A 14,366-nucleotide genomic window follows, 5' to 3' on the forward strand; every position below is an offset into this window, starting at 1 on the left:
CTGAAGGTCACAGGTTCAAATCCTGTCCCCGCAACCAACATCACAACAACAAACCAAAAGCCCCCAACCTCACGGTCGGGGGCTTTTCGCTGTGCCAAGGAGCCCGTCCCATTGCCGAGTCGCCAGACCTCCTCGTTCCTCGTCCGCATCAGGAGGAGGCGGCTCGGACCATCCTAGAGGCGCGGGCCGACAGGAAACCCGGTTTCCTGCTCGGAGACATGACGGGGCTGGGAAAGACCCTGTCGGTGTGGAGCGCCCTGGCGCGCATGCCTGAATCCGAGATCCTCATCGTCTGCCCGAAGGGCGCCATGCCGCAATGGCGGCGGACCATCGCGCAGGCGGGCCTGGCGCCAAAGGCCGTGACGCTCATCAATTACGAGCGCACCAAATCGCTCATGGCTCCCCCGGCCACGAGCACGAAACGGTCGACACGGGCGAAGAACAACGAACTCGCCAAACGCGGGGTCCTGAAACGGACCTGGCCCCTCGTCGTCTTCGACGAGAGCCACCGCCTGCGCAATCCGACGGCCCAACAGAGCCTGGTCTGCCGCCAGATCGCGGAAGCTGCCACCTTCACGGTCTATCTCAGTGCCACCGCGGGTCAGGCGCCGCACGAACTGTCCTATCTCGGCCGACTCCTCGGGGCTGCCGCCGGCTCGCCCTGCGAGACCCTGGCCGACTTCCGCATCCTCCTGCGAAGCCTCGGCATCGGTGGGGCGAAGGGCCGGTGGGTCAATTGGAGCTGGACCGCCAATGCGCGCGACTGCGCCGTGATGGCGGATCTTCTCTATGGGGGATCGAAGGCCATCGGCCTGCGCCGGCGTCCGGGCGACATCGCCGGTTGGCCCGAGGTGCAGCGTGAGCTCGCCGCCACCGCCCTCGATCCAGCGGCGCGCCGGCTCTACGATGCCAACTGGCGGGAGTTTCGCCGGGCCTGGGGCCTGCTCGGCGGGAGCGGCCGCCGCCCGGCCGGGTGGGCGGCCGATCTGCGCTTTCGGCAGAAGGCCAGCCTTCTGCGCGTCGACGGCACGGCGGATTTCGTCGAGACCTTGCTCGAAGCCGGCCAGGCTGTGGCGATCTCCGTCGCCTTCCTGGAAACGGGCGCCGCCCTCAACGAAATTCTAGCCCGACGCGGCTGGCGTGTGGGCAGCATCGACGGAACGCGGGACGCCGGGACGAACGAGAGCGAACGGGTGGCATTCCAGTCCGGCGCACGCGACGTCATGGTCTTCACCGTCACGGAATCGATCTCGCTCCACCGCAACGAGATGGCGGGGGGCGAGGCGGTGCGTGCCCTCGTCATCCACGACATGCGCCACAGCGCGATCCAGGTCGCACAGATCGAGGGCCGCTGCCATCGCGACGGGGAGCAGGCGACGATCTACTACGCGTTCGCGGAAGCCACGGTGGAGGAAGCCATCGCCGGTACGGTCCTACGCCGCATGAGAGCCATGGACGCGATGGCCGGCGAGGACACGGCGCTGCTCGATGCGATTGCGGTCCTCATCGAACGGTCCCCCGAGCCTTGCGACCTCTGATCTCTGTTTCCGACCGATGCGAATTCCGAGCGCTTTCCGAGACTGGCTTCGACGCTTCCGGCGAAACGTCGTCCGATGAACCGGATCGGCGAACGACGTTGCGGACAAGTCCGCAGGCAGTCGTTGGCCGGGTCGGCTTTCGCCAGAATCGGATTCCACTTTGCCGAGCGATGCCGTAAGGCGAGCCCATGTCAGACTTGGAAGCTCTTCTCGACCGCCTGAAGAATGCTCAGCGCGATCTCATCCTGGACGCTGCGAAAGTCGCCATGTTGCCACCCGACAGCATGTTGCGCCGGATCGCCGATCTGGAGAATACCATCGCGGCCGTCGAGGCGCTCATCGATGAACAGCGTCACGCCCGCGCCTGACCGTCGGGTCCTGGAGACGCCGGACGGTCGCTACATCGTCGTGCGGGGACGGCTTTGGCGGCGGGCCCGGCCGGATCTGCCCGCAGATGTCCGCGATCGTCTCGTGCACGGTCTCATGGATGCCCGGCGTGCGGTGAAGGCCGGCCGAAAGGGCGACGACGCGGCCGCCGTCGCGGACGCCCGAGCGGCCGTCGATCGCGCCAAGCGAGGTCTCGGCGAGCGTGGGCCGGTCTGGTGGACGGATGGGGCGCCGGATCTCAACCGCCGCCTCGCGCGCAACACGCCTTACGCGGACTGGTACGCCGGCCAAGATGAGACGGCATAGGGCGGGAGCGGACCGCGGGCATCGTTTTGGTGCAGCCCGGACTGGACCCGGGGCGAGGCATCACCTATATTCCAAGTGCGGTTGATGACCGGTTCATAATAACGTTTCAGGACCCGGAGGGCAGTACTCCGGCGCCTCCACCAAAAGCCCATCGCGGGACATCCGGGTAGCGTTGGGCTTCTGATGGGGGCGAAATAGGATCGACTGGGCGGTAAAGGGATCGCGAGTTCAGTCTCACTTCGGTGGGATACGATGCGACTGTCGGTAAGGTTTCGACCGGTTTGGCGTAGGTAACCCCTATTCCAGGCATCTGACCAAAACTCTAAATGCCAACGATAACGTTGTCATGGATGCCCGCCTCGCGGCGTAAGCATCTTGCGGTAGGGTAACCGTCGAAACAGAACCCGGGGCTTCGGCTCCGGGACCCATCTTTCTCCTTGCAGCCCTGTCAGCATCCGGATCGCACGAAGTGCGGTGCGGTTCTTTCGCGTGCGTGGCGCGACCGGGGGTTCGGTCACGAAAAACGCCCCGCGACGGATCGCGGGGCGTTGTCTTTCACCGAAGCGGCGCGAACCTTAGACGGGGTTCGACGGGTATGCCCGAACGCGGGTCCGTCCGTCGGCAGCGCTCGGAAGTGCGCTCGGATGCGCGGCGGAAGCGGCTTGCGGTGCCGTCCAACCCTCGGCGCGCCAGCCCTGAGCGCGCTCGTCGATGTCGATGGAGCCATGCTCCTCGAGAACGTCCATGACGGTCGCCGAGCGGGTCTCGTCCGCGCGCACCGTCACGAGGGTGCCGCCGCGGCGCACGCCCTCGGAATAGGTGTGCGCATCCGTCTCGCTCAGGCCCGCACCGGTGAGACCACCGGCCAGACCGCCCGCTGCCGCGCCTATTCCGGCACCCGTGAGGGTGGCGACGAGCCAGCCGGCCGCGACGACGGGGCCGACGCCCGGTATGGCGAGCAGACCGAGACCGGTGAGGAGGCCGGCGGCACCGCCCAGGACCGTACCGACGGTCGCGCCGGTACCGGCGCCGGTGGCCGCGCTCTCCGTCGTGTCGGTGTGGCCGGTCGTGGTCGCGTGCGTACCGACGCGTCCGCTGTGGCGATCGCCCTCGTTGCTGCCGACGATGCTGATGTCGCTGTGGGGAATGCCCTGCGCTTCGAGCTTGGCGACGGCGGCGCTCGCATCATCGTAATTGTCGTAGAGGGCCGTGATGGTCTGGTGTGCCATGGTGGACTCCTGTTCGGATCGTGAAGGATTGGTCGAGGTCGCGCTTACTGCGCGGCGACGTTGCCCTTGAAATCGACGCCGACCTTGACGGGCTTGCCGTCGAGCATCGCGTTGGCGCGCCAGATGCCCTTCTCGTCCTTGGTCAGACCTTTGACGTCCTTGTACCCGGCTTCCGTGAGGCGGTGATGCGTCTGGGCCTCGGTGAAGCTGTTCGCGCCCTCTTCGAGCTTCGCACCCGTGGCGGCGTGGGCCGTTCCGGGCTTGGTGGCATCGGGCTTGTCGGTGTTCGGCCGGGTCACGGCCTCCTGGCCGCCGGACGTGGCGCTGGACTTGGCGTCGGGGGCGGGAGTTCCGGTCACGGTGGTCTGGGCCAAGGCCGGGCCGGCGCCGAGGACCGTCAGGATAGCGAGGGTTTGCAGGGTCCGGTTCACGGTATTCTCCTTGAGCTGAGGACCCAATCAATCAACGGGATCGCCCAATCGTTCCGCTTGCAAAGCGATTGGGTCAGTCTTGATCGCTACGATGCATGCGCTTGACCGGACGTCGTTCGCCGGCTCACCGTAGCGATCGGGCCTAATCCGACTTGGATACGAAAAACCGTCCCCCGCCGAATGAACCTGATCCTTCCCGATACGGTGGCTTTGCTGTGCCGAGCACCCGAGCGCGGCGGCGGGCGTCCGAGCGGATCAGGATGCGGCGTCCGATCCCTCTACGTCCTGCGGCATGGCTTCGTCGCCGGCGAGTCCCGCCGGGTGCTCCACGGGCGGAAACATCTCGGACAGGCCCTGGGCGACGCCGTAGGTCACGGGATCGAAGGCGGCGGCACCGCAATAGAGAAGGGAATTGGTTTCGTTCACGGACCGCTTGCTCCCGGGGCGATCTCTCCCATCGCGGCGATCCATTCGCCGGGAGAGATGAGTCACAGGGACGTTCAAGTCGTCAGATGCCAATCGTTTCCCATGTTCCAATAAAAAGTCGTCGGTGTGGCCTTGCATGCCGCCTTGCGCTCCCGCCTCACGACGGATGCATCGAGGGTCTATCGGTGGCGGGAAGAGCTATATCCGGAGTCCGGCCGTCGGCCCTCCCGACCCGCCGGAGGAATTCGCCCGATCGGCCTCAGACGATCCTAAGCATTCGCGACAAACCCCACGAATCGGTGGGAACTGTTCAGATTGAGGATCCGTTAACGGCTCATCCCAGCGTGCAGCGGGGATTGACAACGAGAGCCGAATTCCCATGACCCGAGCCCGGCCTTTCGTGCGTGGCGCCGCTGCCGCCACCCTCCTCGCCAGCCTGTGCCTCGCCCTGCCGAGGCCCGCCTTCGCGGCCGATGACGGATTGGGCGGCCTGTTCCAACGACTGTTCCAGCCGAGCCCGCCCGCGGCGGTGCAACCCGTGCCCGCACCGGACACCCTGGGCGCGCGTCAGACGGATGTCCGCCGTGCCGCCCGGGCCCTGAACAGGCGGCCACGCCCGATGACGCGCTACGCCGCCCTGCCGAAGGCAGAACCGCTCAAGCTCCACGTCGGCGACCGCCAAGTGCCCCTGGACATGAGCGCGGGTGCCGCCGCCGCGTTCATGAAGGATCCGACCTTGCGACCCGGCGACATCGTCGTTCTGAAGGACGGCGTGAAGGTGTTCACCGGCGATCCGGACAAGCGCCACGCGGCGCGCGATTTCGAGAGCATCGGGCGGTCCGCCTTCATCGACAGGCATACCCGGACGTTGCTCTCCGCCATGGTGATGCCCGCCGGAGCGATCCCGGCCGCGGAAGCCCGGCGGATGACGGCCCAGGCACGCAAGGTTTCGCCGACCGCCGTCGCCCCGGTCCAGGCCGAGACGGCGTCCATGCGCATCATCTCGCCGTGGATCGTCGCGACCTCGAACTGATCGTCAGGCGTCGGCGGCGGCGCGATCGAGGAGCCACGTCACCGGTCCGGCGATGCGGGCCGCCGGCAGGTCTTCGCCATCGGCGAGGCGCTCGAGCGGTCGTCGCTTGGACGCCCCCGTGACCAACACCAGAACATGCCGCGCGGATGCGAGGGCCGGGAAGGTCAGGGTGATCCGGGGAACGAACGGGGCGAGGCCCGCCTCCGGCACCGGAGCGACCCAGGCGCCGCTTTCCTCGACGGCCGGTTTGCCCGGGAACAGCGAAGCGGTGTGCCCATCCTCGCCGAGGCCGAGGAGAACGAGGTCGAACAGGGGGCGGTCGGGATCGAGGGTCTCGGCTCCGTAGAACGCCTTCAGTACCGATTCATAGGTGGCGGCGTCGGCCTCCAAGGCACCCCCCGTGGGGATGGGATGGAGGTGCCCGGGCGGGATCGGCGCATCCCCGAATGCGTCCTGGGCGGCGCGGACATTGCTCTCCGGATCGTCCCACGGCACGTGCCGGTCGTCCCCGAAGAACCAGTGCAGGCGCGCCCAGGGGAGGGCGTCCGCATACTCGGGGCGAGCCAACAGGGCGTAGAGGCGCTTCGGCGTCGAACCGCCCGAGAGGCAGACGGCGATGGCCCCCTCGGGCGATGCTTCGCAGAGGGCGACGAACCGGTCCGCCGCCGCCCGTGCCACGGCGTCCGCATCGGCGAGAAGGTCTGCATCGTCGGGCAGGGGGATCATCGCGGCTCCTCGTTTCGGAAGGTCTCGGCGCGTCGATCGAAGGGGATGCGGTGCGGCCCCTATTTCGGCTCCTGGTGTCCGCCGAACCCCTTGCGCATGGCGGACAGCAGCTTGTCGGCGTAGCTCGCATCCTCGCGGGAGCGGAAGCGGGCGTAGAGGGCCGCCGAGAGGACGTTGGCGGGCACGGATTCCTCGATGGCCGCATTGAGGGTCCAGCGACCTTCACCGGAATCGGCAACGAAGCCCGAGAAGTTCGACAGGCTCTCGTCACCCGCGAGTGCCCCGGCCGTGAGGTCGAGGAGCCAGGACGAGACGACGCTGCCGCGGCGCCACACCTCGGCGATGTCGCCGATGTTGAGGTCGAAGCGCTGGCCCTCGGGGAGGTCCGTCGAGTTCGCATGCTTGAGGATGTCGAAGCCCTCGGCATAGGCCTGCATTAGGCCGTACTCGATACCGTTGTGGATCATCTTGACGAAGTGGCCGGCGCCGCTCGGGCCCGCATGGATGTAGCCGTCCTCGGCGCGGGCATCGCGCCCCTCGCGGCCGGGGGTCTTCGGGATGGTGCCGGGGCCCGGCGCCAAGGTCTTGAAGATCGGATCGAGGCGCGCGACGGCCGCGGCGTCGCCGCCGATCATCATGCAATAGCCGCGCTCCAGGCCCCAGACGCCGCCGGAGGTGCCGACATCGACGTAATGGATGCCCTTCGGCTTCAGGTCGGCGGCGCGGCGGATGTCGTCCTTGTAGAACGAATTGCCGCCGTCGATGATCACGTCGTCGGCGGCCATGAGGCCGGCGAGGGTGGCGACCGTGCCCTCCGTGACGGCGCCGGCCGGCAGCATCACCCAGGCGGTGCGCGGCCCATCGAGCTTGCCGACGAACTCTTCCAGGCTCGCCGCGCCGGTAGCGCCTTCGGCGACGAGGGCCGCCACGGCCTCCGGACTCTGGTCGAACACCACGGCCGTGTGCCCGTCGCGCAGCAGCCGGCGGACGATGTTTCCGCCCATCCGGCCGAGGCCGATCATGCCGAGTTGCATGGGTGATCTCCGTCGCGTGAGGAACGCGGGGCGCCGAGGCCCCGCGCCGAAACAACCAATAGAAGGCTCTTCATCACCGGCGCCGTCATTCCGGGGCGCCAGAGGCGGACCCGGAATGACGCAGCGCTGGAACGTCGAACTGCCCGCCCTACGCCAAAGCCGCCTTCAGCGCGGCGGCGATGCGCTTCAGGCCGGCCTCGACGTCGCCGCCCCTGATGTGGACCCGCAGGGCCCGGCGGCCCCGTTCGGCGAGCACCGCAAAATCACCCCGCGCCTGGGCCGCCACCACGGTGCCGAAACCGAGCTTGCGCCCCGGGATCGACAGGTCCTCCGACGGGTCCGCGGTGATCTGGAGGAAGACGCCAGTGTCGGGCCCGCCCTTGTAGGCCTGCCCCGTGGAGTGGAGGAAGCGCGGGCCGAATTCGAGGCAGGTGGCGAGCCGGGTCTTGTCGCGCAGCGCGACGCGGGCATCCTGCAGGATCGCGTGATGCTTCGGGTTGCGCGCCACGTAGGCGAGCAGGGCGACGTAATCGCCGGCCTTGGTGCGGGCGAGGTGCGCCTTCAACGCCGCGTCGAGACCTTCGCCGGCCTGGGGCAGGGCTTCGGCGTTCTTCGCATCGGCGTAGAGCGCGAGGGTGTCGTCGGAGAAGAGCGGCGTCTCGGCGGGCAGGGACCCGCTCGCCTCGGCGGCGTCGAACAGCTTCTTCGTCTCGATCTTGCTCGCTTCCACGTCGGGCTGGTCGAACGGATTGATGCCCAGCATCGCGCCGGCCACCGCCGTGGCGATCTCGAAGCGGAAGAACTCCTGCGGCAGCTGCTCCTCGTTCGCCAGGGTGATGTGGACGACGGGATGGCCCTCGCGCTCGAGGTTGCGCACGGCCTCGTCCTGACGGGCGTCGGCCCGGCTGTCGAGGCGCAGGTACACGAAGATCCGGTCGAGGCCGTAGACGGCCGGCACGTCGACGGGCTCGCCGTCGATGGGGATCAGGCCCTTGCCGTCCTTGCCGGTGGATTCGGCGATGAGCTGCTCGGCCCAGGCGCCGAAGGTGTCGATCCCCGGGGAGGCGATGAACGTGACCTTGTCGCGCCCGGCTGCGAGCGCGGCGGCCCCGAGCGCCGTTCCGAGGAGGACGCCGGGGTTCTGCGCCGGCGGCACGGCCGGTCCGCAGGAGCGGACCATGGTGCGGGCGGTGTCGAGGAATGCCTTCACGTCGATGCCGGAAGCCGCCGCTGGCACGAGGCCGAAGGCCGAGAGCACGGAGTAGCGTCCGCCGATCTGCTTCACGCCGTAGAAGATCTTGCGGAAGTTGTCGGCCTTGGCCGCCGCCTCCATGGCCGAGCCGGGATCGGTCACGGCGACGAAATGCGCTCCGGCGCGTTCGCCCACCGCCGCCTTCATCCGGCCGAGGAAGTAGTCGCGGAAGACGTTGGGCTCCAGGGTGGAGCCGGACTTCGAGGCGACGATGAACAGCGTCGTCTCGAGGGTGATCGCGGCCTCGGTCTCGCGCACCTGATCCGGGTCGGTGGAATCGAGGATGCGTAAGCGTGGGAAGCTCTCGCGTGTGCCGTAGGTCTCGGCCAGCACCTCGGGGCCGAGGCTCGACCCGCCCATGCCGAGCACCACCACGTCGGTGAAGCCGGTCTGGCGCACGTCGTCGGCGAAGGCGGCGTAGTCGGAGACGCGGGCGAGCTCGTCCTCGACGATGCGCAGCCAGCCGAGCCAGGTGTCCTCGTCGGCATTCGACCACACGGTCTTGTCGTGGGCCCACAGGCGGCGGATGGCGCCGGACGCGCGCCAGGCTTCCACGGCCTTCTTGGCTTCCGCCGCGATGGGCTCGGGGAGCACCAGGGTCTGGCCGTCGAGCTTGGGCCCGAGGAAGTCGATGCGCTTGCCCGCGACCGCGCCGAGGAGCTTGTCTGCGGCGTCGATGAAGAGCTGCACGCCCTCGTCCACGAGCTGGTCGCCGACCGTCTCGATGTCGATGCCGGCACGGGCCAAACCGTCCATCACGGCCTTGGCCCCAGGAACGTCGGTCTCGATGGCGGCCTTCACGGTGCCGTGATCGCGAAAGGCGTCCATGGTGGCCGGCGGCATGGTGTTGACGGTGTCTGGGCCGATGAGCTCCTCGACGTAGAGCACGTCGGAATAGGCCTTGTTCTTCACGCCCGTCGACGCCCACAGCAGGCGCTGCGCCTTCGCGCCCCTGGCAGCGAGGCCCTGCCATTTCGGCTCGGCGAAGACCGCCTTGTAGCGCTGGTAGGCGAGCTTGGCGTTGGCGATGGCGACCTTGCCCTTGAGAGCCTCCAACGCGGCCTTCTCATCCGCGCCTTCCGTGGCGGCGATCCTGTCGTCGAGGGCCTTGTCGACGGCCACATCGATGCGGCTGATGAAGAAGCTCGCGACGCTCGCCACCTTCGAGACGTCGCCGCCCTTGGCGCCGAATTCCTCCAGGCCGTCGATGAAGGCGCGGGCCACGGCCTCGTAGGTCTCCACCGAGAACAGCAGGGTGACGTTGATGCTGATGCCGTCGGCGGTCAGCGCCCGGATCGCCGGGATGCCCTCACGGGTCGCCGGCACCTTCACCATCAGGTTGTCGCGCGCCACCGTCTTGTGGAGCCGCCGGGCCTCGGCCAGGGTCTCGTCGGTGTCGAGGGCGAGGTAGGGCGAGACCTCGAGGCTGACGTAGCCGTCGGCCCCGTCGCTCGCCTCGTAGACCGGCCGAAGCACGTCGGCCGCCGCCTGGATGTCGGCGATGGCGCAGCCCTCGTAGAGGTCGATGACCCGGGCGTCCCCCTGGTCCATCACCGATTTGAGGGCGGCATCGTATTCCTGCGAGCCGCCGATGGCCTTCTCGAAGATCGACGGGTTCGAGGTCACGCCGCGCAGGCCGTCCTCGTCCACCAGGGCCTTGAGCTTGCCGTCGAGGACGAACCCGCGGGCGACGAAGTCGAGCCACACGGCCTGGCCCTGTTCGGGGAAGAGAGCCTTGAGCGGATTCATGGAAACTCCTCGTCGTCCGTCGCGGTGCGTGGCGCTCACGCGGGGGAGCGCCGTTCAGCCATCGTGTCGGGATGCGCGCCCCTCCAACGAGGGGAGCGCATCCCACCTTCGAGAAACCCCCGAACCCTACTTCTTGTGCCGCGCGATCTGGTCGCGTGCGGCCTGAAGCACCTTCTCGGGGGTGAAGCCGAACTTGGCCTGCAGGTCCTTGATCGGCGCCGAGGAGCCGAAGGTGTGCATGCCGATGATCGTGCCGGCGGAACCGGCGTAGCGGTCCCAGCCGATGACCGAGCCCTGCTCGACGGCGACCCGCGCCAGCACGTCCGGGATGAGGACGGAGTTGCGGTAGGCCTCGTCCTGGCGCTCGAACAGGTCCCAGGACGGCATCGAGACCACGCGGGCCTTCACGCCCTCGGCCTTGAGGGCCTCGTAGGCGCCGACGCAGAGTTGCACCTCGGAACCGGTGCCGATGAGGATCACGTCGGGCGTGCCTTCACAGTCGGCGAGCACGTAGGCGCCCTTGGCGGTTCCGGCGGCGCTCGCATACTGCGAGCGGTCGAGGGTCGGCAGGGGCTGGCGGGAGAGGGCCAGCACCGCCGGCTGGTCCTTCAAGCCCATGATCACCCGGTAGGCTTCCGCGACCTCGTTGGCGTCGGCCGGGCGCAGGGTGACGAGGCCGGGGATCGCCCGCAGGGTGAGGAGCTGCTCCACCGGCTGGTGGGTCGGCCCGTCCTCGCCGACCCCGATGGAATCGTGGGTGAAGACGTGGAAGACCGGCAGCTCCATCAGGGCCGCGAGGCGGATGGGCGGGCGCATGTAGTCGGCGAAGACCAGGAAGGTGGCGCCGTAGGCGCGCAGGCCGACGAGGCCGAGGCCGTTGACGATGGACCCCATCGCATGCTCGCGCACGCCGAAATGGATGTTGCGGCCGCCCGGCTCGAACGGCGTCAGGGTGCCGGCGCCCTCGAATTCGAGCTTGGTCTTGTTCGACGGGGCGAGATCGGCCGAACCGCCGAGCAGGTGGGGCACGTTCTTCGCGATGGCGTTGAGGACCTTGCCCGACGATTCGCGCGTCGCCATGCCCTTGGCGTCGGCCGGGAAGACCGGGATGTCGCGGTCCCAGCCCGCGGGCAGGCGGCCGGCGTGCAGGGCGTCGATCTCCTCGGCCAGCGCCGGCTCGGCGGCCTTGGCCTGCCCCATGAACCGTTCCCAGTCGGCGAAGAGCGCCGCGCCCCGCTCGCCGATGCCGGCCTGGAAGTTTTCGCGCACCCCCTCGGGCACGAGGAACTGCGCGTCCTCGGGCCAGCCATAGGCGCGCTTGGCTCCCCGGGCCTCCTCCTCGCCCAGCGCGTCGGAATGGGCCTTGGAGGTGTTCTGCTTCTTCGGGGCGCCGAAGCCGATGATCGAGTTGACGACGATGAGCGTCGGCCGGTCACTGGATTGGAGGAAGGTCTCCAGGGCCCCCGAGATCGCGTGGACGTCGTTGGCGTCGGCCACCCGCAGCACCTGCCAGCCGTAGCCGAGGAAGCGTGTCGCGACCTCCTCGGAGAAGGCCAGTTCCGTATGCCCTTCGATCGTGATGGTGTTGTTGTCGTAGATCCAGCACAGGTTCGACAGGCGCAGGTGCCCGGCGATGGAGGCGGCCTCGGAAGCGACGCCCTCCATCAGGTCGCCGTCCGAGCAGATCGCGTAGACGTTGAAGTCGAACAGCGGCAGGTCGGGCCGGTTCAGGGTCTCGCCGAGGAAGCGCCCGCCCATGGCCATGCCGACGGAGTTGGCGACCCCTTGGCCGAGCGGCCCGGTGGTGGTCTCGACGCCGGTGGTGAAGTGGTATTCCGGGTGGCCCGGCGTCTTGCTGTCGAGCTGGCGGAAGTTCTTGATGTCGTCGAGGGACACCGCCGGCTCGTTGCCGCCGTCGGTCTGGGCGACGCCGGCGAGATGCAGCAGGCCGTAGAGCAGCATCGAGGCGTGGCCCGCCGAGAGCACGAAGCGGTCGCGGTTGGGCCAGTGCGGATGCGCCGGATCGTAGCGCAGGTACCGGTTCCACAGGGTGTAGGCCACGGGCGCGAGCGCCATCGGGGCGCCGGCATGGCCGGAATTCGCCTTCTGCACGGCATCAATGGCGAGGGTGCGCAGGGTATCGATGCTGAGCTTGTCGATGGGGCTCAGGGCCTCGCTCGGCTTGGTGTCGGCTCCGCTCATGATCTCACGTCTTCCTTCGTGTCGCCTGGGCCGCCCGCGCCGCGGATCCGGCCCTCGTCCCGTGGGGGGTCGCCGACGCGACGCCGGACCCGCCCACCTCGATTCCCATAGTGCCGGCCGTCAGGCCGACATCTCGACCGCCTTGATTTCGTCGACCTTGGTTTGGTCGACCTTGGCCTCGCCGGCCTCGTCCCCCTGGAAGCATGCCCCCTCGGACCCGGTTCCATCCTCCGCGCCCGCGCTGCGTTCCCGGGCCGGCCCGTTGGCGCGGCTGTAGTTCAGGATGGTGTTCACCAATGTGACGTGGCTGAACGCCTGTGGGAAGTTGCCGACGAGGCGCTTGGCCTTCACGTCGTACTCTTCCGAGACGAGGCCGACGTCGTTGCAGACGCCGATGAGTTTCTCGATCAGGGCCCTGGCCTCCTCGCAGCGGCCGAGCCCGATGAGGTTGTCGGCATACCAGAAGCTGCACGGCAGGAAGGCGCCCTCGTCGCCCGGCAGGCCGTCCGTGGTCTGGTCCTCGGTGTCGTAGCGCAGGACGAAGCCGTCGCGCATGAGGGTCCGGCCGATGGCCTCGACGGTGCCGACGACGCGCGGATCGTGCTGGGGCAGGAACCCCATATGGGCGATGAGCAGCAGGCTCGCGTCGAGGCGCTTCGAACCGTAGGACTGCACGAAGCTGTTCAGCTCCGTGTCGAAGCCCTTCTCGCAGACCTCGGCGTGGATCTGGTCGCGGATCTCGCGCCAGCGCTCCACCGGCGCCCCTGGGCGGGTTTCGCCCTCTTCCTGGGAGCGGATCGCCCGGTCGAAGGCCACCCAGGCCATCACCTTGGAATGGACGAAGTGCCGGCGCCCGCCGCGCACCTCCCAGATGCCCTCGTCCGGCGTGCTCCAGACCTTCTCGAGGTGGCGCAGGAGCGCCAGGCCGACGCGCCAGCCATCGGCATCGCCGAGCAGGCCGCGCTGGCGCGCCTGGTAGAGGGCGTCGAAGATCTCGCCGTACACGTCGAGTTGGAACTGCTCGACGGCCGCGTTGCCGATGCGCACGGGCTTCGAGTTCTCGTAGCCGGGCAACCAGTCGAGTTCGATCTCCGGCAGCATGCGCTCGCCGGCGATGCCGTAGAGGATGTGGGCCTGCTCGGGGTTGCCGGCCACCGCCCGCACGAGCCAGTCGCGCCAGGCGCGGGCCTCGTCGAGGTAGCCGCCATCCATCATCGCGATGAGGGTGAAGGTGGAATCGCGGAGCCAGCAGAACCGGTAATCCCAGTTGCGCACGCCGCCGAGGTCCTCCGGCAGGGAGGTGGTGGGCGCGGCGACGATGCCGCCGGTGGGATGGTAGATCAGCGCCTTCAGGGTCAGCAGCGAGCGCTGCAGGATGGCGTCCCACGGCGTGCCGCGGGCGCAGCGGTTCGACCAGTCGCGCCAGTGGCGATCGGTCTCGAACAGCACCTTGCGCGGCTGCACCGGCGGGGGGTCGTCCTCGTGCGAGGGGCCGTAGCTCAGGGTGAAGGCGACGCTCTCGCCCGCCGCCACGGTGAAATCGGCCGCCGTAGTCTGGCCCTCGCCGTGGAGCGGCACGAGGGTGCGCAGGACCACCTTGTGCGGCCCCGAGATGGCGCGCAGGTCCCCGAGCTCGTTGTGCGACACCCACGGCACGGCCAAGCCGTAATCGAACCGTACGGCGAGATGCATCCGCATGGCGACGTCGCCGCGCAGTCCCTCGACGATGCGCACGAGGTGCGAGCCGTCGTTGGCCGGCATGTAGTCGGTCACCCGGACGCATCCGGCCTCCGTCTCGTGTTCGGTCTCGAGGACGAGGCTGCCGGTCCGGTACTGCCGCGAGGTCTTCGCCGCCGGGTCGGCGGGGCCGAGCTTCCAGAAGCCGTGATCCTCGGTGCCCAGGAGGGCGGCGAAGCAGGCGGCGGAATCGAACCGGGGCCAGCACAGCCAGTCGACGCTGCCGTCGCGCCCGATCAGGGCAGCGGTGCGGCCGTCACCGACGAGCGCGTAATCCTCGATCCGTCCCGCCATTCACGCCCTCGTCGCGGCCACC

General features: G+C 68.7%; 12 protein-coding genes and 1 other RNA gene. 4 read left to right on the forward strand and 9 right to left on the reverse strand.

The genetic code is table 11. From position 1 onward, the window contains the following. Positions 1-110: 110 nt before the first annotated feature. Positions 111-1,538, forward strand: a complete 1,428-nt coding sequence (locus tag ASF22_RS12230) for a DEAD/DEAH box helicase family protein (protein ID WP_056264643.1) — start codon at positions 111-113, stop codon at positions 1,536-1,538. A 191-nt stretch (positions 1,539-1,729) separates the two neighbouring features. On the opposite strand, the gene ASF22_RS23815 is transcribed toward ASF22_RS12230, so the two are convergent. Then, entirely contained in the window at positions 1,730-1,894 is a 165-nt protein-coding gene (locus ASF22_RS23815; protein ID WP_156398795.1) for a hypothetical protein, read from the reverse strand. Here ASF22_RS23815 and ASF22_RS12240 point away from each other — a divergent pair. Continuing rightward, the gene (locus ASF22_RS12240; RefSeq protein WP_056264645.1) at positions 1,881-2,231 is read left to right on the forward strand and encodes a hypothetical protein; all 351 of its coding nucleotides are present in this window, start codon (positions 1,881-1,883) and stop codon (positions 2,229-2,231) included. The genes ASF22_RS23815 and ASF22_RS12240 overlap by 14 nt on opposite strands. Positions 2,232-2,269: 38 nt before the next feature. Then, positions 2,270-2,643, forward strand: a transfer-messenger RNA (tmRNA) gene (gene ssrA, locus ASF22_RS23090). A gap of 163 nt (positions 2,644-2,806) precedes the next feature. On the opposite strand, the gene ASF22_RS12245 is transcribed toward ssrA, so the two are convergent. From ASF22_RS12245 to ASF22_RS23820, 3 genes are all read right to left on the reverse strand, one after another. Continuing rightward, positions 2,807-3,460 carry a general stress protein gene (locus ASF22_RS12245; protein ID WP_056168426.1) on the reverse strand — a complete coding sequence of 218 codons (654 nt, stop codon included), beginning with the start codon at positions 3,458-3,460 and terminating at the stop codon, positions 2,807-2,809. Between the two features lie 44 nt (positions 3,461-3,504). After that, positions 3,505-3,891: a hypothetical protein gene (locus ASF22_RS12250; protein WP_056168604.1), complete on the reverse strand. Its 387-nt coding sequence runs from the start codon at positions 3,889-3,891 to the stop codon at positions 3,505-3,507. 255 nt (positions 3,892-4,146) lie between these two features. Beyond that, the gene (locus ASF22_RS23820) at positions 4,147-4,317 is read right to left on the reverse strand and encodes a hypothetical protein (RefSeq protein ID WP_156647689.1); all 171 of its coding nucleotides are present in this window, start codon (positions 4,315-4,317) and stop codon (positions 4,147-4,149) included. Positions 4,318-4,696: 379 nt separating this feature from the next. Between ASF22_RS23820 and ASF22_RS12255 the strand changes: the two genes are divergently transcribed. Next, a complete protein-coding gene (locus ASF22_RS12255) occupies positions 4,697-5,350 on the forward strand; it encodes a hypothetical protein (RefSeq protein WP_082483676.1) in 654 nt (217 codons plus the stop codon). A gap of 3 nt (positions 5,351-5,353) precedes the next feature. Here the strand turns inward: ASF22_RS12255 and pgl are convergent, their stop codons facing one another. From pgl to ASF22_RS12280, 5 genes are all read right to left on the reverse strand, one after another. After that, a complete protein-coding gene (gene pgl / locus ASF22_RS12260) occupies positions 5,354-6,076 on the reverse strand; it encodes a 6-phosphogluconolactonase (RefSeq protein WP_056264648.1) in 723 nt (240 codons plus the stop codon). 59 nt (positions 6,077-6,135) lie between these two features. Then, positions 6,136-7,110, reverse strand: a complete 975-nt coding sequence (gene gnd / locus ASF22_RS12265; protein ID WP_056264657.1) for a phosphogluconate dehydrogenase (NAD(+)-dependent, decarboxylating) — start codon at positions 7,108-7,110, stop codon at positions 6,136-6,138. Between the two features lie 148 nt (positions 7,111-7,258). Then, the gene (locus ASF22_RS12270; protein WP_056264660.1) at positions 7,259-10,111 is read right to left on the reverse strand and encodes a bifunctional transaldolase/phosoglucose isomerase; all 2,853 of its coding nucleotides are present in this window, start codon (positions 10,109-10,111) and stop codon (positions 7,259-7,261) included. Positions 10,112-10,237: 126 nt separating this feature from the next. Further along, positions 10,238-12,313, reverse strand: a complete 2,076-nt coding sequence (gene tkt, locus ASF22_RS12275; protein ID WP_056168438.1) for a transketolase — start codon at positions 12,311-12,313, stop codon at positions 10,238-10,240. Positions 12,314-12,433: 120 nt separating this feature from the next. Beyond that, a complete protein-coding gene (locus ASF22_RS12280; RefSeq protein WP_082483677.1) occupies positions 12,434-14,344 on the reverse strand; it encodes a glycoside hydrolase family 15 protein in 1,911 nt (636 codons plus the stop codon). Positions 14,345-14,366: the final 22 nt, after the last annotated feature.

This window comes from Methylobacterium sp. Leaf87 (assembly GCF_001422775.1).
GTDB lineage: Bacteria > Pseudomonadota > Alphaproteobacteria > Rhizobiales > Beijerinckiaceae > Methylobacterium.

Coding starts and splice junctions, on each gene's coding strand:
- gnd (WP_056264657.1), bottom strand. CDS start 7,110: ATGCAACTCGGCATGATCGGCCTCGGCCGGATGGGCGGAAACATCGTC.
- tkt (WP_056168438.1), bottom strand. CDS start 12,313: ATGAGCGGAGCCGACACCAAGCCGAGCGAGGCCCTGAGCCCCATCGAC.
- ASF22_RS12255 (WP_082483676.1), top strand. CDS start 4,697: ATGACCCGAGCCCGGCCTTTCGTGCGTGGCGCCGCTGCCGCCACCCTC.
- pgl (WP_056264648.1), bottom strand. CDS start 6,076: ATGATCCCCCTGCCCGACGATGCAGACCTTCTCGCCGATGCGGACGCC.
- ASF22_RS12270 (WP_056264660.1), bottom strand. CDS start 10,111: ATGAATCCGCTCAAGGCTCTCTTCCCCGAACAGGGCCAGGCCGTGTGG.
- ASF22_RS12245 (WP_056168426.1), bottom strand. CDS start 3,460: ATGGCACACCAGACCATCACGGCCCTCTACGACAATTACGATGATGCG.
- ASF22_RS12240 (WP_056264645.1), top strand. CDS start 1,881: ATGAACAGCGTCACGCCCGCGCCTGACCGTCGGGTCCTGGAGACGCCG.
- ASF22_RS12280 (WP_082483677.1), bottom strand. CDS start 14,344: ATGGCGGGACGGATCGAGGATTACGCGCTCGTCGGTGACGGCCGCACC.